The organism is Pseudomonas sp. c313, from assembly GCF_055407145.1.
In genome coordinates this window covers 211055-231187 of the sequence record NZ_JBUZRD010000001.1, presented here as the reverse complement: position 1 = coordinate 231187, position 20133 = coordinate 211055, and the positions used below count along the sequence as shown (strand labels likewise).

Below are 20133 nucleotides of genomic sequence, written 5' to 3'. Positions count from 1 at the left end.
AGGTCCTCTCTCAGGTTCAGGTCGCGGTTGGCATATCGTTGTCGGCGCTCAATTCGCGCACGGCGATATAACGTTCGCTGCGACGGGTGCGATCCAGCACCTGCCCTACCAATTGGCCACATGCCGCATCGATGTCTTCACCGCGAGTGGTGCGTACGGTGACATTGAAGCCTGCATGGTGCAGTTGATCCTGGAAACGGCGGATGGCGTTGTTGCTCGGCCGCTCGTAGCCAGAATGGGGAAACGGGTTGAACGGAATCAGGTTGATCTTGCACGGGACGTTCTTGAGCAACTCAATCATCTCGACGGCATGTTCGACCTTGTCGTTGATGTCCTTGAGCATGGTGTACTCAATGGTCAACACACGCTTCTCACCCAAGGTCGCCATGTAACGCTGGCAAGATTCGAGCAGCATCTTAAGCGGATACTTCTTGTTGATCGGCACCAATTGGTTACGCAATGCGTCATTGGGTGCGTGCAGGGACAACGCCAGAGAGACGTCGATGTGCTTGGCCAGCTCATCGATCATCGGTACCACGCCGGAGGTCGACAGGGTCACACGGCGCTTGGAGATGCCGTAACCCAGGTCGTCCATCATCAAGTGCATAGCCGCGACGACGTTGTCGAAGTTCAGCAGCGGCTCGCCCATGCCCATCATCACCACGTTGGTGATGGCACGGTCGGCGGTCGCCGGAATGCTGCCAAACGATTTATTGGCAATCCACACCTGGCCGATGACTTCGGCGGCGGTGAGGTTGCTATTGAAGCCTTGCTTGCCGGTGGAGCAGAAACTGCAATCCAGGGCACAGCCTGCCTGGGACGAAACGCACAAGGTGCCGCGCTTGCCCTGGGGAATGTAGACGGTCTCGACGCAGCTGCCGGACTCCACGCGCACCACCCACTTACGGGTGCCGTCGGTGGAGATGTCCTCGCTGACAACTTCGGGACCACGAACTTCGGCAATGACCTTGAGCTTGTCGCGCAGGGCCTTGCTGACGTTCGTCATGACGTCGAAATCATCGACGCCAAGATGGTGAATCCATTTCATTACCTGACTGGCACGGAAACGCTTCTCCCCGATTGAGTCGAAGAATTTTTCCATTTCCGGCTGAGTCAGACCCAGCAGGTTGGTTTTTGCAGTCGATGTAGTCATGGATTCACCTTCACTCTTTAAGCCAATGCTTAGCGAGTGGTTACTTCAGTAGCAGCGAAAAAGTAAGCGATTTCGCGGGCAGCGGCGGCTTCGGAGTCCGAACCGTGAACAGCGTTGGCGTCGATGGATTCAGCGAAGTCAGCGCGAATGGTGCCAGCAGCCGCTTCTTTAGGGTTGGTAGCACCCATCAGTTCGCGGTTCAGAGCGATGGCGTTTTCGCCTTCCAGAACCTGAACAACAACAGGACCGGAGATCATGAAAGCAACCAGCTCGCCGAAGAAACCACGGGCGCTGTGCTCAGCGTAGAAGCCTTCAGCTTCGGCTTTGGACAGTTGCTTCAGTTTCGAAGCTACAACCTTCAGGCCGGCTTTTTCGAAACGGGTGACGATCTCGCCAATAACGTTTTTTGCAACAGCGTCAGGCTTGATGATGGAGAAAGTACGTTGAACAGCCATGGTGTAACTCCAGAAACGGTAATTTGCGAAAAATTAAACCCGCGAATTATACGCGGGTTCTTGGGTATTGCCTAACCTGCGTAAGGGAGGCTCAGTCTGCTTCTTCGATCCAGGCGGCCTGAATGGCTTCAAGCACCTTCTCGCCACCACGACTATGATCGTCATCAAACTCCGGCAACGCCACAACCCAGTTGTGAAGATCGACGAAGCGCACGTAACGCGGATCCACATCCGGCTTGGTTTCAGCCAGTTGAATCGAGATTTCCAGCACATCAACCCATTTCAGACTCATGACAACAACTCCTTGAATCAGTGCGGCGCTTCAGCCGCATGGTTGAGCGAATATTTCGGTATTTCGACGGTGATATCTTCCGTGCCGACGATCGCCTGGCAGGTCAAGCGCGAAGTCGGTTCCAGACCCCAGGCCCTATCAAGATAGTCTTCTTCCAGCTCATCGGCTTCATTCAGCGAATCGAAACCCTCGCGAATAACACAATGACAGGTGGTACAGGCGTTGACGCCGCCGCAGGCACTTTCGATCTCAATGTGGTTGTCATGAGCGACTTCGAGAAGGGACTTGCCGGTCTCAGCCTCCACGACCATACCGTCCGGGCAATGCTCGGCGTGTGGCAGAAAAATGATCTGCGGCATCAGTTATTCCTCAAGTTCATTCAAGTTGCGACCCGCCAGGGCGGTTTTCACCGTCAAGTCCATGCGGCGGGCAGCAAAGGCATCGGTCACTTGCGACAGACGCTTGGTCTGTTGCTCGATGGCGTAACCATCGGCGCCTTTCATCAATTCGGACAGCTCCTGCATTTGCAGATCGATCACCATGCGCTCTTCAGCATCCAGCAAACGCTCGCCGTCGGTATCAAGGGCTCCCTGCACCGCCTCGAGCAGGCGCTGGGCGTCAACTTGCTGCTCACGCAATACACGGGCGACCTTGTCGTCACTGGCATGCTGGAACGAGTCCTTGAGCATCTTGGCGATTTCGCCGTCGGTCAGGCCGTAGGACGGTTTGACCTGGATACTGGCTTCAACGCCCGAACCGAGCTCACGAGCGGCAACGCTGAGCAGGCCATCGGCGTCGACCTGGAAGGTCACACGAATCTTTGCAGCGCCAGCAACCATGGCCGGAATGCCGCGCAATTCGAAGCGCGCCAGGGAGCGGCAATCGCTGATCAGCTCACGCTCGCCCTGCAGCACATGAATCATCATGGCCGACTGACCATCTTTATATGTGGTGAAGTCCTGGGCGCGAGCGACGGGGATGGTGGTATTGCGTGGAATCACCTTCTCCATCAGGCCGCCCATGGTTTCCAGCCCCAGGGACAACGGAATCACGTCGAGCAAAAGCAGTTCGCCACCATCGCGCTTGTTACCCGCGAGCGTGTCGGCCTGGATCGCGGCCCCGATGGCTACCACTTGATCCGGATCGATTTCGGTCAGCGGCTGACGACCAAAAGCCTCGGCAACGGCGTCGCGAACGCGCGGCACACGAGTAGAACCACCGACCATGACCACGGCAGCCACGTCTTCCAGTTCGATACCGGAATCACGCACGGCGCGACGGCAGGCTTTCAAGCTGCGGGCGACCATGGGCTCGATCAGCGCATCAAAGGCGTCACGGGTCAGTTGGGCCGACCAGTTGCCGTAAGCAACCTCAACGGATCCAGTATCAGTCAGCGCTTCTTTAGCGGCACAGGCGGTTTGCAGCAAGCTACGTTGCGCACCCGGATCAAGGTCAGCCGACAAACCGGCGCTCTCGATGATCCAGCCGGCAATGGCGTGATCGAAGTCATCGCCGCCCAGGGCAGTGTCGCCACCGGTTGCCAGGACCTCAAAGACACCGCCGGTCAGGCGCAGAATCGAAATATCAAAAGTACCGCCACCCAAGTCATAAATGGCGACCAGGCCTTCTGCGTGCTGATCCAGACCGTAAGCCACTGCCGCAGCAGTAGGTTCGTTGAGCAGGCGCAGCACGTTCAGGCCGGCGAGTTTTGCCGCGTCCTTAGTGGCCTGGCGCTGAGCGTCATCGAAATACGCAGGAACGGTAATCACCGCGCCGACCAATTCGCCGCCCAAGGTAGTTTCCGCGCGCTGGCGCAGGACCTTGAGGATATCGGCCGACACTTCCACCGGGCTTTTCGGACCCTGAACCGTGTCGATGAACGGCATATGGGATTCACCGCCGACAAAGCGGTACGGCAACTGATCGCCCAATTGCTTGACGTCGGACAGACCACGACCCATCAAGCGCTTGACCGACAGCACGGTATTCAGGGGATCGGTGGATGCGGCCAGCTTTGCCGACTCGCCCACTTCGGTGCGATCGGCGTGGTAACGCACGGCGGACGGCAGGATGACCTGACCATCGGCGTCGGGCAGCGGCTCGCTAAGACCGCTGCGCAACGCAGCGACCAGCGAATTGGTAGTGCCCAAGTCGATCCCGACCGCCAGACGACGCTGGTGCGGTTGAGGACTTTGGCCGGGTTCGGCGATCTGCAGTAGGGCCATGGTAATCAGGACTTATCTGTATATCAGGCGTGCAACCGGGGCAGCACTGGGTTAATCGTCGAGGCGCTCTTCTAACTGGCGCACTTCGTAGGTGAGCTTGTCGAGGAACTGCATGCGTCGCATCAGGCGTTCGGCCTGTTCGCGTTGCGCCGCATCATCCCAACAGGCTGCGAAGCTTTCGTTGAGCTCATCCTGGGCCACTTTCAGACGGCGCTTGAAGACTGCGATTCCAGCCAGATCGGCCTCGTCCTGCAGGTCTTCGAGCTCTTCGCGCCATTGCATCTGCTGCATCAGGAAATCAGGGTCCTGGACCGTGACTTCAAGTGGCAACTCGCGACCACCCATCGCGAGCAGGTAGCGCGCGCGTTTGGGAGGGGTTTTAAGCGTCTGATAGGCTTCGTTGAGGCTGGCTGATTGCTCCAGCGCCAGGCGTTGCTCACGCTCGGAAGCATCAGCGAAGCGATCCGGATGCACCCCGCGCGCCAACTCACGGTAGCGCGTGGCAAGCTGATCGAGGTCCAACCGAAAACTCGGCTGCAGCTCGAATAAAGCGAAATGACAAGGAGTACCCACAATCAGCCTCAGATGTTGAAGCTTTCGCCGCAGCCACATTCACCGCGTACGTTGGGGTTGTTGAACTTGAAGCCTTCGTTCAACCCTTCCTTGACGAAATCGAGTTCGGTGCCGTCCAGGTAAGTCAGGCTTTTCGGGTCGATAATCACTTTCTCGCCGTGACTTTCGAACACCTGATCTTCCGCAACCACCTCGTCGACAAACTCCAGCACATAGGCAAGACCGGAACAGCCCGTGGTGCGAACACCCAGACGAATCCCCTCACCTTTGCCGCGCCCATCAAGGGAGCGTCGCACGTGTTTAGCCGCCGCTTCTGTCATGCTGATAGCCATCGTGACTCCTTACTCGTCGCCAAATGCTTAGATCAAGCCTTTCTTCTGCTTGTAGTCGCGAACAGCCGCCTTGATGGCGTCTTCTGCGAGTACCGAGCAGTGAATTTTCACTGGCGGCAAGGCCAGTTCTTCAGCCAGCTGGGTATTGCTGATGGTGACAGCCTCATCCAGGGTTTTGCCTTTCATCCACTCGGTCGCCAGGGAGCTGGAGGCGATGGCCGAACCGCAACCATAGGTCTTGAACTTGGCATCTTCGATGACGCCCTGGTCGTTGACCTTGATCTGCAGACGCATGACGTCGCCGCACGCCGGGGCGCCGACCATGCCAGTGCCAACATCAGGGTCTTCCGCGTTCATCTTGCCGACGTTGCGCGGGTTTTCGTAGTGGTCGATGACCTTTTCGCTGTAAGCCATGGTACTGAATCCTCACTCATCAGGGCCGCTCTGAAACCCTGTAAACACGCCTGCGTTTTCCGCCACGTACTTACAGAGCCCTTGGGTGGCGGCTTCTATAGTTAGTGTGCCGCCCACTCGATCTTGGAAATATCGATACCGTCTTTGTACATGTCCCACAGCGGCGACAAGGTGCGCAGCTTGGTGACGGCCTCGCAGACTTTCTGCGCGGCGTAATCGATTTCTTCTTCGGTGGTGAAACGGCCGAACGTGAAACGGATCGAGCTATGCGCCAATTCGTCGTTGCGGCCCAGGGCTCGCAAGACGTAGGACGGCTCAAGGGAAGCCGAGGTACAGGCCGAACCGGACGAAACCGCCAGGTCCTTGAGCGCCATGATCAGCGACTCGCCTTCGACGTAGTTGAAGCTCAAATTCAGATTGTGCGGTACGCGGGCAGTCATGCTGCCGTTGATGTACAGCTCTTCAAGGTTTTCGACCTGCTTGTAGAAGCGGTCGCTCAACGCCTTGATACGCACATTTTCGGCAGCCATGTCTTCCTTGGCCACACGGAAAGCTTCGCCCATGCCGACGATCTGGTGGGTCGCCAGGGTGCCGGAACGCATGCCACGCTCGTGACCGCCGCCATGCATGGTCGCTTCAATGCGCACGCGAGGCTTGCGACTCACGTAGAGGGCGCCGATGCCTTTAGGGCCATAAGTCTTGTGGGCAGAGAACGACATCAGGTCGACTTTCAGCTTCGACAGGTCGATATCGACCTTGCCGGTGGACTGAGCGGCGTCGACGTGCAGCAACACGCCCTTGGAGCGGGTCAGCTCACCGATGGCGGCGATGTCGTTGATGGTGCCGATTTCGTTGTTCACGTGGATGATGGAAACCAGGATGGTGTCTTCACGCATCGCAGCTTCGATCATCGCAGGAGTCACCAGGCCTTCAGTAGTAGGCTCGATGTAGGTAACTTCAAAACCTTCACGCTCCAGTTGGCGCATGGTGTCGAGGACAGCCTTGTGCTCAATCTTGGTGGTGATCAGGTGCTTGCCCTTGGTGGCGTAGAAATGCGCCGCACCCTTGATCGCCAGGTTGTCGGACTCGGTGGCACCGGAGGTCCAGACGATTTCACGCGGGTCGGCATTGACCAAGTCAGCGACCTGGCGACGAGCGTTTTCCACTGATTCTTCGGCTTTCCAGCCGAAAACGTGGGAACGGGACGCCGGGTTGCCGAAGTTTCCGTCAACCAGCAGGCACTCACTCATCTTTTGCGCGACACGCGGATCAACCGGGGTGGTCGCTGAGTAATCAAGGTAAATCGGCAATTTCATGGACTTTCTCCTAAATCAGGCTGGCTGGCGTGCCGTTAGCTCTTCGGCTGTCACTCGACGGCGGACGCTTCAATCTTGTCCAGACGCGGCGCCCTGGTGTTACAGCGGCGCTGGTCCTGACGCTGGGCTACTTCTTGCACCTCACGGCGAGTCACAAGATCAGCCAAGCTGATACCACTCAAAAATTCATGGATCTGCAGGCTCAGATCGCACCACAAGTGGTGCGTCAGGCAGGTGTCGCCGGCATGGCAATCACCCAGCCCCTGGCATTTGGTAGCATCAACGGACTCGTTGACCGCATCGATCACCTGGGCCACCTGGATGCCCTGCATGTCACGGGACAACTGATAACCACCACCTGGCCCACGAACACTGGAAACCAGATTGCTGCGGCGCAATTTGGCGAACAACTGTTCGAGATAGGACAGGGAAATGCCTTGGCGCTCAGAGATATCGGCCAGGGACACCGGCCCATTTTGCGCGTGCAAGGCCAAGTCAAGCATGGCGGTCACTGCGTATCGGCCTTTTGTAGTCAGTCTCATGGACAAGTACCAAGGTGCTTCAGAATGGGAGCAAGTATGCAATTCCCGAGTATTTAAGTCAACTATAAGACCTAGTACCTTAGTCGGGAATACCCGCAAAACGGGCGCGCGAATAATATCAGGGCGCGATGGCATCGAACAGCGGAGCTGAAGCCACGCCGATCAAATGTAGGAGCGAGCTTGCTCGCGATGGACACGAGCGATTACGCGGGGTGTCTGGATGCCCGCGCCGCTCCCAGGCTTTTCGCGAGCAAGCTCGCTCCTACAGATGGGGGGGGGACTAGCCCGCCTTGCTGGCGCCTTCGTCCTTGATCTCGGCGAAGTCTTCTTCGCGCAGTTCCGGCAGGTCCTTGGCGCAGTAGCTGCTGCCCAGCTCCTTCAACGCGCCACACATGCCGTCCAGCTTGCCGTCCACCGCTTGCAGGTGATCAAGCAATTGGCCGATGGCTCGGGCCACTGGGTCGGGCATGTCTTCGCTAACGCCATAGGCATCGAAACCAATCTTTTGCGCCATAGCCTTGCGCTTGGCTTCCTGCTCGCCACTCGCCTCAGCCTTGACGATGATCCGGCCCGGAATACCGACGACAGTTGCACCAGGCGGCACAGCCTTGGTGACCACGGCATTGGAGCCAATCTTGGCGCCGGCGCCGACAGTAAACGGCCCGAGCACCTTGGCGCCCGCCCCTACTACAACACCATCTTCCAGCGTCGGGTGGCGCTTACCCTTGTTCCAGGTGGTACCGCCGAGGGTCACACCCTGGTACAGCGTCACGTCATCACCAATCTCGGCGGTCTCGCCAATCACAATACCCATGCCGTGATCGATAAAGAACCGACGACCGACCTTCGCGCCTGGGTGAATCTCGATGCCGGTCAACCAGCGGCCAAAGTTGGAGACCACCCGCGCCAGCCACTTCCAACCCATATTCCACAGGGCACCGGACAATCGGTGAATCCAGATCGCGTGCATGCCCGGATAGCAGGTCAGCACTTCAAAGGCGTTGCGCGCCGCCGGATCACGATGAAAAACACTCTGGATATCTTCTCGCAAACGCTCGAACATTTTTAATCCTTCCGCTTAAGAAGCTCGCCACGGGCCGCTTTCTGGGTTTCCGTGAGGATGCCACGCAATATATTCATTTCTGCCCGGCTGACCGAGCTGCGTCCGTACAACCGGCGCAGACGAGCCATCAAGTGCCGTGGTTTTTCCGGATCGAGGAATTCGATGGCTACCAGGGTTTGCTCCAGGTGCTCATAGAATCGCTCCAGCTCGTCCATGGTGGCCAACTCGCCACTTTTGGTCGACGCTACCTCGTCCTTCTCCACTTTACTCGGCTGACCTTGAACCGCCAGCCATGACATGCGCACTTCATAACTCAACACCTGCACCGCTGCCCCAAGATTCAGCGAGCTGAATTCGGGGTCTGATGGGATATGCACGTGATAATGACATCGCTGCAGCTCGTCATTGGTCAGGCCGGAATCTTCACGACCGAATACCAAGGCGATTTCGGCGCCGCCAGCGGCTTCCTCGACGACTTTTGTGCCGCATTCGCGAGGATCGAGCAGTGGCCAAGGGATGCGGCGGTCGCGAGCACTGGTGCCGAGCACCAGATTACAGCCCACCAGGGCGTCTTCCAGCGTGGCGACCACTTGGGCACTTGCGAGGATATCATTGGCGCCGGAGGCACGGGCATCGGCCTCGTGGTGCGGAAACAGGCGCGGTTCGACCAGCACCAGGCGCGTTAGCCCCATGTTCTTCATGGCTCGCGCCACCCCGCCGATATTGCCGGGATGACTGGTATTGACGAGGACGACACGAATGTTTTGCAGCAAGGGAGGCGCTCTCGGACACGGGAAAGGGGGGCAAATCTTACAGAACAGCCTAAGGTTATGCCATGAAAGCTAACGTCGTCGTCCACCTGAAGAAAGTTTCTGCTAGAATGCCCGGCTTTCTTTAACAACCTTAGGTGACACATCCATGCAGCCCATGCTGAATATCGCGCTGCGCGCCGCCCGCAGCGCCAGTGAATTGATTTTCCGCTCCATCGAGCGCCTGGATACCATCAAGGTCGACGAAAAAGACGCCAAGGATTACGTATCCGAGATCGATCGCGCCGCCGAGCAGAAAATCATCGACGCTCTGCGCAAGGCCTACCCTACCCACGGCATCCTCGGTGAAGAAACCGGCCTGCACAAAGGTAGCGGCGAAGGCGAAGAGTACCTGTGGATCATCGACCCACTGGACGGCACCACCAACTTCCTGCGCGGTATCCCGCACTTTGCCGTGAGCATTGCCTGCAAATACCGTGGCCGCCTGGAACACGCCGTTGTTCTGGACCCGGTTCGCCAGGAAGAATTCACCGCCAGCCGTGGCCGTGGCGCCCAACTGAACGGTCGTCGCCTGCGCGTCAGCGGTCGTACCAGCCTGGACGGCGCCCTGCTGGGTACCGGCTTCCCGTTCCGTGATGACCAGATGGACAACCTGGAAAACTACCTGGGCATGTTCCGCGCCCTGGTGGGCCAGACCGCTGGCATCCGTCGCGCTGGCTCGGCGAGCCTGGACCTGGCTTATGTGGCCGCTGGTCGCTTTGATGCGTTCTGGGAGTCGGGCCTGTCCGAGTGGGACATGGCTGCAGGCGCGCTGCTGATTCAAGAAGCAGGCGGCCTGGTGAGCGACTTCACCGGCGGTCACGACTTCCTGGAGAAGGGTCACGTGGTAGCTGGCAACACCAAATGCTTCAAGGCAGTACTGACGGCGATCCAGCCGCACCTGCCGGCTTCGCTAAAGCGTTAAGCGAGCAAGCACAAAAAAGCACCCCTAGGGGTGCTTTTTTTATACCTGTGTCCCGCCCTGAATAAGGTTTACTGCTGGTTCTGGCCGATAACCAGATGCCCTTCCTTGTCGACCGGGATCTGGCCGCCTGGATCACGCTCCATGCGCACGGAGCCTTCCTTGCCATCCAGCAGATACCGCACGTCATAACCCACGACCTTGTCACTGATGTCATTCACAGTGTTGCAACGGGTCTGGGTGGTTGTGTAGGTATCGCGGTTCTGCATGCCTTCCTGAACCTTGTTACCGGCATAACCGCCACCGACCGCACCAGCTACAGTAGCGATCTTCTTGCCATTGCCGCCACCGATCTGGTTACCCAGCAAGCCACCGGCCACGGCACCTACGACACTGCCGATGATCTGATGCTGATCCTGCACCGGCTTCTGCCGGGTCACAGCGACATCCTTGCAGACCTCACGAGGGGTTTTGATCTGGGTTTTCACCGGCTGCACTGCCAGCACTTGCGCATACTCAGGGCCGCTTTTTACCAGGCTGTAGGTGGCAACAGCACCCCCGGCAGTCACACCGACAGCACCCAATACCGCACCAACCAGTAACGACTTGTTCACTTGAACCTCCTGACCATCACAAACGGACTGAAACGTCCGCGCTATACCCAGCCTTGGAGCAAAAAAAAAGGCACGAGTTCAATACTCGCGCCTTCTTTGTAACAGCGGATCAACAATCGCCCATCAAGGACGGTCGTCGACCTCCTTGTCAGTGCTAACGGGAGGGATCAAGTCTTCGCTGCTGAGGTTCAGCCAGATCAGCACCACGTTAGCGATGTAGATCGACGAGTAGGTACCCGCCAGAACGCCGATAAACAGCGCCAGAGAGAAGCCCCACAGGTTGTCGCCACCAAACACCATCAACGCGGTAATTGCCAGCAAGGTGGAGATCGAAGTCGCCATCGTGCGCAACAGGGTCTGGGTGGTGGAGATATTGATATTGTCGATCAACGTCGCCCTGCGCAGCACCCGGAAGTTCTCGCGAACCCGGTCGAACACCACGATGGTATCGTTGAGGGAGTAACCAATAATCGCCAGCACCGCCGCCAATACCGTCAGGTCGAAGGTGATCTGGAAGTACGCCAGAATGCCCACGGTCACGACTACGTCGTGGATCAGCGAGACGATGGCACCGACCGCGAACTTCCACTGAAAGCGGAAGGCCAGGTAGATGAGGATGCCGCCCAGCGCCATCAGCATGCCGAGGCCGCCCTGGTCGCGCAGCTCTTCACCCACTTGCGGACCTACAAACTCGACGCGCTTGACCGTGGCCGGGTTGTCGCCGCCCACCTTGAGCAAGGCTTCAGCTACCTGGTGACCCAATTGTGGATCTTCGCCCGGCATCCGCACCAGCAGGTCGGTAGTTGCACCAAAACTCTGCACGATGGCGTCGTGATAGCCAGACTCGACCAACTGAGTCCGCACCTTGGCGACATCGGCCGGCTTCTCGTAGGTCAGCTCGATGAGCGTACCGCCAGTGAAGTCCAGACCGTAGTTCAGGCCCTTATGGAACCAGCTGAACAACGCCAGAACGGTAAGGAGCACAGTGACGCCGAACGCAATATTGCGAACGCCCATGAAGTTGATTGTACGTAACATGGCAGCCCCTTAAATCCACAACTTCTTGAAGTCACGCCCGCCAAAGATCAGGTTGACCATTGCGCGGGTCACCATGATGGCCGTGAACATCGAGGTAAAGATCCCGAGGGACATGGTCACCGCAAAGCCTTTGACCGGGCCTGTGCCCATGGCAAAGAGAATCCCGCCGACCAACAATGTTGTCAGGTTGGCGTCGAGAATCGCGGTAAATGCCCGGCCGAAGCCTTCGTTGATTGCCCTTTGCACCGTCATGCCAGCGGCGATCTCTTCACGAATCCGCGAGAAGATCAGCACGTTGGCATCCACCGCCATACCCATGGTCAATACGATACCGGCGATGCCTGGCAGGGTCAGCGTAGCCCCCAGCAGCGACATCAGGGCCAGCAGCAGCACCATGTTCACACTCAGCGCGACCGTGGCGATTACGCCGAAGAAGCGGTAGATAGCAATGATGAACAGCGACACGAACAGCATGCCCCACAAGGAAGCGTCGATACCTTTAATGATGTTGTCGGCACCCAGGCTCGGGCCAATGGTGCGCTCTTCAACAAAGTACATCGGCGCCGCCAGGCCACCGGCACGCAGCAGCAGCGCCAGCTCGGACGATTCACCCTGGCCGTTCAGGCCGGTGATACGAAATTGAGCACCCAGCGGCGACTGAATGGTCGCCAGGCTGATGATCTTCTTCTCTTCCTTGAAGGTCTGCACCGCCACGTCTTTCTCGACACCGTTGACCATTTGCTTGGTGTAGGTGGTGACTGGACGCTGTTCGATGAAGATAACCGCCATGCTGCGCCCGACGTTGCTGCGGGTTGCGCGGCTCATCAGTTCGCCACCGTGACCATCCAGACGGATGTTCACTTCAGGCGTGCCTTGCTCACCGAAACCAGCCTTGGCGTCGGTAACCTGGTCACCGGTGATGATCAGGCTACGCTCGATCTGCGCCGGTGGGCGGTTACCTTCACGAAACTCGAAGGTTTCGGAAGTGGCTTTGGAAGCACCCGGCTCGGCGGCCAGGCGGAACTCAAGGTTGGCTGTCTTGCCGAGGATCCGCTTGGCTTCAGCGGTGTCCTGCACACCTGGCAGCTCAACCACGATGCGGTTGGCACCCTGGCGCTGAACCAGTGGCTCGGCCACACCCAGTTCGTTGACGCGGTTACGTACCGTGGTCAAGTTCTGCTTGATGGAGTATTCGCGGATTTCCGCCAGCTTGGCCGGGGTCATCGCCAGACGCAGCACCGCTTGACCATTGAGGTCGGCAGGTACGATATCGAAATCGGTAAAGCTCTTGCGGATCAGGGCACGGGCCTGTTCGCGGGCAGCTTCGTCAGCAAAACCCAGCTGGATAGCACCGTTGAGCTGCGGCAGGCTGCGATAACGCAGGCGCTCTTTGCGCAGCAGGCTCTTCACGTCGCCCTCGTAGACTTTCAGGCGAGCATCGAGAGCTTTGTCCATGTCCACTTCCAGCAGGAAGTGCACACCACCGGACAAGTCCAGACCCAGCTTCATCGGGTGCGCGCCAATGCTGCGCAACCAGGCTGGTGTGGTCTGTGCCAGGTTCAGCGCGACAACGTAGTCATCACCCATGACCTTGCGCACAACGTCTTTAGCCGGCAATTGGTCTTCTTGCTTGGTCAGGCGCAACAAGCCGCCCTTCGCGTCAGCCGCCAAAGTGGCTGCTTTAACCTGGATACCCGCAGCAGTGAGCGCTTTGCTCGTGCGGTCCAGATCAGCCTGAGTGACCTGCAACGCAGTGCTGGCGCCAGTAATCTGGATCGCCGGATCATCAGGATAAAGATTGGGAGCGGAATAAATAAAACCGATCGCCAGCACCGCCAGGATCAGTACGTATTTCCACAGAGGGTATTTGTTCAGCATCACGCCGCCCGCTTATAACGCGGGGCGCCTTGCGCGCCCCGTCGATTGGTAAAGGTAGGAACTTAGATCGCTTTGAGCGTGCCTTTTGGCAGCGTGGCGGCGATGGCGCCTTTCTGGAACTTCATTTCAACGGTGTCGGAGACTTCCAGGACCACAAAAGCGTCGGAGACCTTGATGATCTTGCCAGCGATGCCGCCAGTGGTCACAACTTCGTCACCTTTCTGCAAGCTGCCCAGCAGGTTCTTCTGCTCTTTGGCGCGCTTGGCCTGTGGACGCCAGATCATCAGGTAGAAGATGACCAGGAAGCCGACCAGGAAAATCCACTCAAAACCACCACCCAAAGGGCCGGCAGCGGCCGGTGCAGCGGCATCAGCCATGGCATTAGAGATAAAAAAGCTCATTTAGCACTCCAGTTGCAAATAGTGAATCTTAGGGTCGGGAAAATCAGTCCAAGGGCGGCACAGGCAGCCCGCGCTTGGCATAGAAGGCATCGACAAAGGCGGCCAATGTACCCTGTTGAATAGCCTCGCGCAAACCAGCCATCAGGACTTGGTAGTGACGCAAATTGTGGATGGTATTCAACATGCTACCCAGCATTTCCCCGCATTTGTCCAGATGGTGCAGATAAGCACGGGAGAAGTTCTGGCAGGTGTAGCAATCACAGGTGGGATCCAGCGGCGAATCATCATGGCGATGGAACGCGTTACGGATCTTCAGCACGCCTGTATCAATGAACAGATGCCCATTGCGGGCATTACGGGTTGGCATCACGCAATCGAACATGTCCACACCGCGGCGCACACCCTCTACGAGATCTTCCGGTTTGCCAACGCCCATAAGGTAACGAGGTTTGTCAGCTGGCATCAGACCCGGCAGGTAATCCAACACCTTGATCATCTCGTGCTTGGGCTCGCCCACCGACAGACCGCCGATAGCCAGGCCGTCAAAGCCGATCTTGTCGAGGCCTTCCAGGGAGCGCTCGCGCAAACCCTGGTGCATGCCGCCCTGGACGATACCGAACAGCGCGGCGGTGTTATCGCCATGGGCATTCTTCGAACGCTGGGCCCAGCGCAACGACAGCTCCATCGACACCCGTGCCACTTCTTCATCGGCCGGGTACGGCGTGCATTCGTCGAAAATCATCACAACGTCGGAACCCAGGTCGCGCTGGACCTGCATCGACTCTTCCGGCCCCATGAACACCTTGGCGCCGTCCACCGGCGAGGCGAAGGTCACGCCCTCCTCCTTGATCTTGCGCATGGCGCCCAGGCTGAACACCTGGAAACCGCCGGAGTCGGTAAGAATCGGGCCTTTCCACTGCATGAAGTCATGCAGGTCGCCGTGCTTCTTGATCACTTCCGTGCCCGGGCGCAGCCACAGGTGGAAGGTGTTGCCGAGGATCATCTCGGCGCCGGTGGCGACGATATCCCGCGGCAACATGCCTTTTACGGTGCCGTAGGTGCCGACCGGCATAAATGCTGGGGTCTCGACGGTGCCACGCGGGAAAGTCAGGCGACCGCGACGGGCCTTGCCGTCAGTGGCCAACAATTCAAACGACATACGACTCATGCTTGTTCCTCTGGGCCCGATTCTTTAGGGGCAGTCGGCGCCGGATTGCGGGTGATAAACATCGCATCACCGTAGCTGAAAAAACGGTATCCATGCTCGATGGCCGCTTTATAGGCGGCCATGGCTTCGGGATAACCAGCGAACGCCGACACCAGCATCAACAGCGTGGATTCCGGCAAATGAAAATTGGTCACCAGGGCATCGACCACATGAAACGGCCGGCCTGGGAAGATAAAGATATCGGTGTCGCCACTGAAGGGCTTAAGCACGCCATCACGGGCGGCACTTTCCAGGGAACGCACACTGGTGGTGCCGACCGCCACCACACGACCACCGCGAGCCTTGCACGCATTGACTGCATCCACGACGTCCTGGCTGACTTCCAGCCATTCGCTGTGCATATGGTGGTCTTCGATGTTATCCACACGCACCGGCTGAAACGTCCCGGCCCCCACGTGCAGGGTCACAAATGCAGACTCGATGCCCTTGGCGGCAATCGAGTCCAACAACGGCTGATCAAAATGCAGCCCCGCCGTCGGCGCCGCCACCGCGCCCAGGCGCTCGGAATACACCGTCTGATAACGCTCACGGTCCGACTCTTCGTCCGGGCGATCTATATAAGGAGGCAACGGCATATGCCCGACCCGCTCCAGCAGCGGCAGCACTTCCTCGGCAAACCTCAGCTCGAACAATGCATCATGACGGGCCAGCATTTCAGCTTCGCCACCGCCGTCGATGAGAATCTTCGACCCCGGTTTCGGCGACTTGCTGGAGCGCACATGGGCCAGAACGCGATGACTGTCCAGCACCCGCTCCACCAGAATCTCCAGCTTGCCGCCGGACGCCTTCTGGCCAAACAGCCGCGCCGGAATCACCCGGGTATTGTTAAACACCATCAAATCGCCCGGGCGCAAATGCTCAAGCAAATCAGTGAATTGACGGTGTGCAAGGGCACCGCTGACCCCGTCCAGGGTCAACAGTCGACTGGCGCGACGCTCGGCCAAAGGGTGGCGAGCGATCAGCGAATCAGGGAGCTCAAAAGTAAAGTCAGCAACGCGCATGATGGGGTTCGTCTAGCAGGGCCGGGAAGTCTAGCGGAAATAGTGAAAATAGACCATGAAACGTGATTGACCAACGGTAATCTCATCTCTATACTTCGCCGCCATTGAGCCCTGATGGCGGAATTGGTAGACGCGGCGGATTCAAAATCCGTTTTCGCAAGAAGTGGGAGTTCGAGTCTCCCTCGGGGCACCATAATTTTCCTTGTAAATCAAGGACTTAGAAAAGGGGTAGAAAGAAATTTCTACCCCTTTTTCTATCCAAAAAATCTACCCTTCTCATACCCTTTTCTTGGGAAAAACCGCCTCCCGGTGGCGTCCGCTTCGGCTTCGCTCTGCACACCTGAAACGGTGTATTGAAGCTATCCTTCTTATCCAGACCGTTTGACGTGCTGCGGCTCTGCAGCAGTGCGGGAAAGGGTCAACCATGGATCGAATGTGTCTCATACTCAGGTGAGGATTAGCCTAAGAATGATTATCAGACCATTTACTATTTAGATTGCCACTAAGCTCTGCAAAAACCTCTACATAAAAAGCGACAAAAAGCATGATGGCAAAATGACACGCCATGGGTTAGTGTTTGTGTTATTTCGCTGGGTTCATCGGTGTAGGTAACTAATATGTTTGGGCACTATAAAAATAGACAGAAGCATTACGAAATAGTCAAACAGATATTATGGCAAGACTATAAAGTTGATAACGAGTTGAATCCAAATTTTATTTCGCTATCCGATTATAAAAGCATAGTTGATGAAGCTGTTCGTGATGAGATAAATGATGAAGAGGTCGCATTAAAAGTTGTGACCAGATATTGTGTTAACTTGGCAGCCAATGGCCATATACAAGATGCAAAACAATTAGCTCCAAGAGTTCTATTTGCTGCTGAGTATTTTTTAGATCGCGGCTTAATATCAAAAAAAATCTGGAATTACGTGAATACAGGGCTATCAAGTTATGTTCTGCCTACCAAAGACTGAATACAACATATTGGCCTGCTAGGTCGTTTTTAGCGGTTGAAGTTGTTCAAGCTTGAAAAATTACCAGATGAACGCGGTGGATGGTCATTTCATATTCTGTGAAATTTAAAGAATATGGTTGACCTCTATTTGATAATTAAGGTCCCACCTTAAATATATTTTCGGTTTTCTATTGACAACGTTTTTCATTGATTTTAAGCCAAAAAACGACTATCCAAGAAAATTGAAACTCAAAAAACCGACAAAAAACGTAGAAAAAACTCAATGCACTTTTCTAGTGCGTCAACAGAAACAAGCTAAAAACGGCGTGTTTTAATTCCCGGTATTACCATACGCACAAGATGGTAAATCGTCTAAAAACGGCAATTTCAAAGGTTTTGATTTTTGAAAGTTTTGCTACTCAAAATTTATTGAATATAAAAATTTGAGTTCTACGCTTTTGATTTTGATATGCGAACTTTGTTCGCAATACCCAGATGCTTTTCGCCTGTTAGGGCGGGCTTTTGCTTTTGCTCTTCTTGGATAACTCTTAAATAAGTGTCGCAAGTTGATTTTATAGGTTTTTTTGGACGCTTTTGATTTTTAAAAAATTCAGTTTTTTCAGGGTAGAAAGTAAAAATATTTATTTATTTGACAATCATGCACGGCATGGTATTTGTATTAGTAACAAACAATAATAATTTGCATGATATTTATTCCACAACGCATAATCCTTAAAAATCTTACTCCCGAATTTTTCTTTGCAGAATGTGAAAGACAGTATGTTTTTGAGCAAGCTATCGAAAAAAAGATGGCTGCAAAGGAATATCTTGAAAATAAGTTAAATAACTCATCAAAAAGAAAGCGTGCAAGCTTGGCCAAAGAAATAATGAATATTAAGGATAACTTCAATTGGGTTACCACTTGCAGTGAATATAGATGCTGGAAGATACAGCATAAATATGCTCTTGCTGGCGACTTGAACGATATTGTCAAAAATATCGAGTTTGTTTTCGGGAGAATTCAAGAACAACTAATAATAAAGCAAAGAAATCTTAAAAACGATGAATCCGGCGAGAGTATTTTTTCACGCATAAAGAATGATTGGGATATCGGTTATGGTATCAAAATAAAGGACATTAAAGGGTCAACTATAAAAGACAAGCTCATCAACATTGCTGATGAGAAAAGACTTAAATCACAAATAAAAAGAATACAAAAACAAAGAAGCGAACTTTTAAAGCTGCACTCAGGTTTGATTGGTTCCGGTCGAGCATTTGAGATTTGTAGTGATGAAGTTGTTCGCAATAGAGAAGCTGACGAAGCCAGCCAGCTTGATTACATAATGAAGAAATCTCTTGTTAATGAAAACAACAAGAAAATCCCACTATGGAAAGTAGCAAGCACTGAAAAGCAAAGATTTGCTGAGATATTTATCCAAGTCTCATCGTTGGACGCCTATGCCAAACAACTTGACTATAAGCCTCTTTTCATAACTTTTACCGCTCCGGCAAGATTTCATCCAAAGCCGTCGAAAGGCGTTAGTTCTTGGGACGGTTCAACCCCAAAGGATAGCAATGATTACTTGAAAGGCTTATGGAATGCTTTTAGAAAAGACATCCATAGACATAAGATTGAGATGAATGGTTTCTGGGCAGTCGAACCTCACAAAGACCAGTGCTTTCATAAGCACGCTTTAATGTATGTTAATAAGAAACATTATGACGAATTAGTAATCTTGATTAACAAGCATTTTAGACACTCGGAAAACGCCGTAAGAATTGAAGAAATTGACGCAAAGAAAAGCAAGGCAACATCATACGTGATGAAGTATCTAACTAAGTCATTCAATTTGGAATTCGAGTTAAAAGGCGGCGTCCTAAATGTAGATAAGTTGGAAATCTCAAATCACAAAAAAGTTAGAGCAGTTCAAGCACTGTGGTCTGTGCGTAGATATGCAATGTTCGGCGTTAAGAATACGCTTTCATTGTGGAGAGAGCTGAAAAGAAAATCATTCTTGAAAGGCAAGAATGACGTTATTGATAAGGCGTTCGCATTTGTGGACAAGAACGATTTCATTGGGTTCTCTATATTTGTAAATGGAAACCTAAAAATAATGAGGCTATACAGCAAAATACAAGTATTTAAGAATGACCTGCTCGGTGATGTTTTCGGAAAAAGACTAATAGGTAAATACATAATTGATTTGAGCACAAAAGAAATGATTGATATAAAAGCAAATTACAAAATTGTTGATACTGCATTGCTTGATGCTGCCGAGTTGCAATAAATAAATACTTATCTATTGATTATTTATAATCGCATGTTATATTGTTATCAAGAACAGGAGATTATGAGCATGCAACTAATAAGGGTAACTAGCAAAAGAAAAGAAATCTTAAAATATACAAAAAAACTAGGTCTTTATGGTTTATATAAAGATGTTAAGAATGCACATGACAAAAGTGTTTGTCATTTGATTTTTGACCCATTAGATTACACATTCAAGGTGCTGGTAGACCAAAGTAGAGTTCCTTACGAATATCAAGACGAATGTATAAGGGACTTATAACAAAGCCAGCTAATGCTGGTTTTTTTGTGCCTGAATTTTGTCAAGAAAAATATGTATTTATTTGACTTTGCTTTTATTTGTGCTCTAATAAATATATATAAATAAGAAAGGGACACTAATGAAAAAACCAAAAGCAAAAGCAAATCTTAAAGTTTGCACCATCACACTCGACGCTGAAACACATAATCAATTTAGAGAAATTGCCAATACTCACAAATTTCCGTTGTCACGCTTTATAAATGATTGTATGAAAGAATACTTAAATGTAAGCAAAGTTAACGGGTTCAACAAAGATGTAACGCTACAAGTTGGAATTAGAAACTTTCAAATCCAAGACAAATAAAAAGCCCTG

Annotated in this window: 22 protein-coding genes and 1 tRNA gene; 5 read left to right on the top strand and 18 right to left on the bottom strand. The window is 54.0% G+C overall.

Annotated elements, in window-relative coordinates; translation table 11 throughout:
• Positions 1-16: 16 nt before the first annotated feature.
• The 12 genes from rlmN to trmJ form a co-directional block, all read right to left on the bottom strand.
• Positions 17-1153 (bottom strand): dual-specificity RNA methyltransferase RlmN, encoded by a 1137-nt coding sequence (gene rlmN / locus ACZRKZ_RS01175; protein ID WP_149411637.1) that lies wholly within the window; start codon positions 1151-1153, stop codon positions 17-19.
• Positions 1154-1182: 29 nt separating this feature from the next.
• On the bottom strand, positions 1183-1608 hold the full coding sequence (gene ndk, locus ACZRKZ_RS01170) for a nucleoside-diphosphate kinase (RefSeq protein WP_133102085.1): 426 nt from the start codon (positions 1606-1608) through the stop codon (positions 1183-1185).
• Positions 1609-1699: 91 nt separating this feature from the next.
• Entirely contained in the window at positions 1700-1900 is a 201-nt protein-coding gene (iscX, locus tag ACZRKZ_RS01165; protein WP_133102084.1) for a Fe-S cluster assembly protein IscX, read from the bottom strand.
• Positions 1901-1917: 17 nt separating this feature from the next.
• Complete coding sequence (gene fdx / locus ACZRKZ_RS01160; protein ID WP_133102083.1) at positions 1918-2259, bottom strand: ISC system 2Fe-2S type ferredoxin; 342 nt, start codon at positions 2257-2259, stop codon at positions 1918-1920.
• 3 nt (positions 2260-2262) lie between these two features.
• Positions 2263-4125 carry a Fe-S protein assembly chaperone HscA gene (hscA, locus tag ACZRKZ_RS01155; RefSeq protein ID WP_463968119.1) on the bottom strand — a complete coding sequence of 621 codons (1863 nt, stop codon included), beginning with the start codon at positions 4123-4125 and terminating at the stop codon, positions 2263-2265.
• 51 nt (positions 4126-4176) lie between these two features.
• Positions 4177-4698, bottom strand: a complete 522-nt coding sequence (gene hscB / locus ACZRKZ_RS01150; RefSeq protein ID WP_463968118.1) for a co-chaperone HscB — start codon at positions 4696-4698, stop codon at positions 4177-4179.
• An 8-nt stretch (positions 4699-4706) separates the two neighbouring features.
• Positions 4707-5030, bottom strand: coding sequence for an iron-sulfur cluster assembly protein IscA (gene iscA / locus ACZRKZ_RS01145; protein ID WP_133102080.1), 324 nt, complete (start codon positions 5028-5030; stop codon positions 4707-4709).
• 27 nt (positions 5031-5057) lie between these two features.
• A complete protein-coding gene (iscU, locus tag ACZRKZ_RS01140; RefSeq protein WP_133102079.1) occupies positions 5058-5444 on the bottom strand; it encodes a Fe-S cluster assembly scaffold IscU in 387 nt (128 codons plus the stop codon).
• A 101-nt stretch (positions 5445-5545) separates the two neighbouring features.
• Positions 5546-6760 (bottom strand): IscS subfamily cysteine desulfurase, encoded by a 1215-nt coding sequence (locus ACZRKZ_RS01135; protein ID WP_463968117.1) that lies wholly within the window; start codon positions 6758-6760, stop codon positions 5546-5548.
• A 50-nt stretch (positions 6761-6810) separates the two neighbouring features.
• Positions 6811-7302, bottom strand: coding sequence for a Fe-S cluster assembly transcriptional regulator IscR (iscR, locus tag ACZRKZ_RS01130; protein ID WP_133102077.1), 492 nt, complete (start codon positions 7300-7302; stop codon positions 6811-6813).
• 280 nt (positions 7303-7582) lie between these two features.
• On the bottom strand, positions 7583-8365 hold the full coding sequence (cysE, locus tag ACZRKZ_RS01125) for a serine O-acetyltransferase (RefSeq protein ID WP_463980471.1): 783 nt from the start codon (positions 8363-8365) through the stop codon (positions 7583-7585).
• Between the two features lie 2 nt (positions 8366-8367).
• Positions 8368-9138: a tRNA (cytosine(32)/uridine(32)-2'-O)-methyltransferase TrmJ gene (gene trmJ / locus ACZRKZ_RS01120; protein ID WP_133102075.1), complete on the bottom strand. Its 771-nt coding sequence runs from the start codon at positions 9136-9138 to the stop codon at positions 8368-8370.
• Positions 9139-9283: 145 nt separating this feature from the next.
• On the opposite strand from trmJ, the gene suhB reads away from it, so the two are divergent.
• Positions 9284-10099, top strand: coding sequence for a type III secretion system regulator SuhB (gene suhB / locus ACZRKZ_RS01115; RefSeq protein WP_149411643.1), 816 nt, complete (start codon positions 9284-9286; stop codon positions 10097-10099).
• Positions 10100-10167: 68 nt separating this feature from the next.
• Here the strand turns inward: suhB and ACZRKZ_RS01110 are convergent, their stop codons facing one another.
• The 6 genes from ACZRKZ_RS01110 to queA form a co-directional block, all read right to left on the bottom strand.
• Positions 10168-10710, bottom strand: coding sequence for a glycine zipper 2TM domain-containing protein (locus ACZRKZ_RS01110; RefSeq protein ID WP_133102073.1), 543 nt, complete (start codon positions 10708-10710; stop codon positions 10168-10170).
• Between the two features lie 123 nt (positions 10711-10833).
• Positions 10834-11748 carry a protein translocase subunit SecF gene (gene secF, locus ACZRKZ_RS01105; RefSeq protein WP_133102072.1) on the bottom strand — a complete coding sequence of 305 codons (915 nt, stop codon included), beginning with the start codon at positions 11746-11748 and terminating at the stop codon, positions 10834-10836.
• A gap of 9 nt (positions 11749-11757) precedes the next feature.
• A complete protein-coding gene (secD, locus tag ACZRKZ_RS01100) occupies positions 11758-13626 on the bottom strand; it encodes a protein translocase subunit SecD (protein WP_463980470.1) in 1869 nt (622 codons plus the stop codon).
• A 62-nt stretch (positions 13627-13688) separates the two neighbouring features.
• The gene (yajC, locus tag ACZRKZ_RS01095; RefSeq protein WP_133102070.1) at positions 13689-14027 is read right to left on the bottom strand and encodes a preprotein translocase subunit YajC; all 339 of its coding nucleotides are present in this window, start codon (positions 14025-14027) and stop codon (positions 13689-13691) included.
• A 43-nt stretch (positions 14028-14070) separates the two neighbouring features.
• The gene (gene tgt / locus ACZRKZ_RS01090; protein WP_178114438.1) at positions 14071-15186 is read right to left on the bottom strand and encodes a tRNA guanosine(34) transglycosylase Tgt; all 1116 of its coding nucleotides are present in this window, start codon (positions 15184-15186) and stop codon (positions 14071-14073) included.
• A gap of 5 nt (positions 15187-15191) precedes the next feature.
• Complete coding sequence (gene queA / locus ACZRKZ_RS01085) at positions 15192-16256, bottom strand: tRNA preQ1(34) S-adenosylmethionine ribosyltransferase-isomerase QueA (RefSeq protein ID WP_463968113.1); 1065 nt, start codon at positions 16254-16256, stop codon at positions 15192-15194.
• Positions 16257-16364: 108 nt separating this feature from the next.
• Here queA and ACZRKZ_RS01080 point away from each other — a divergent pair.
• From ACZRKZ_RS01080 to ACZRKZ_RS01065, 4 genes are all read left to right on the top strand, one after another.
• Positions 16365-16449: transfer RNA gene (locus ACZRKZ_RS01080), tRNA-Leu, on the top strand.
• A 424-nt stretch (positions 16450-16873) separates the two neighbouring features.
• Complete coding sequence (locus ACZRKZ_RS01075) at positions 16874-17230, top strand: hypothetical protein (RefSeq protein WP_143129379.1); 357 nt, start codon at positions 16874-16876, stop codon at positions 17228-17230.
• 685 nt (positions 17231-17915) lie between these two features.
• Positions 17916-19499 carry a replication endonuclease gene (locus ACZRKZ_RS01070; RefSeq protein WP_047296348.1) on the top strand — a complete coding sequence of 528 codons (1584 nt, stop codon included), beginning with the start codon at positions 17916-17918 and terminating at the stop codon, positions 19497-19499.
• Between the two features lie 400 nt (positions 19500-19899).
• Positions 19900-20124 carry a hypothetical protein gene (locus ACZRKZ_RS01065; protein WP_143129380.1) on the top strand — a complete coding sequence of 75 codons (225 nt, stop codon included), beginning with the start codon at positions 19900-19902 and terminating at the stop codon, positions 20122-20124.
• The last annotated feature ends 9 nt before the right edge of the window (positions 20125-20133 follow it).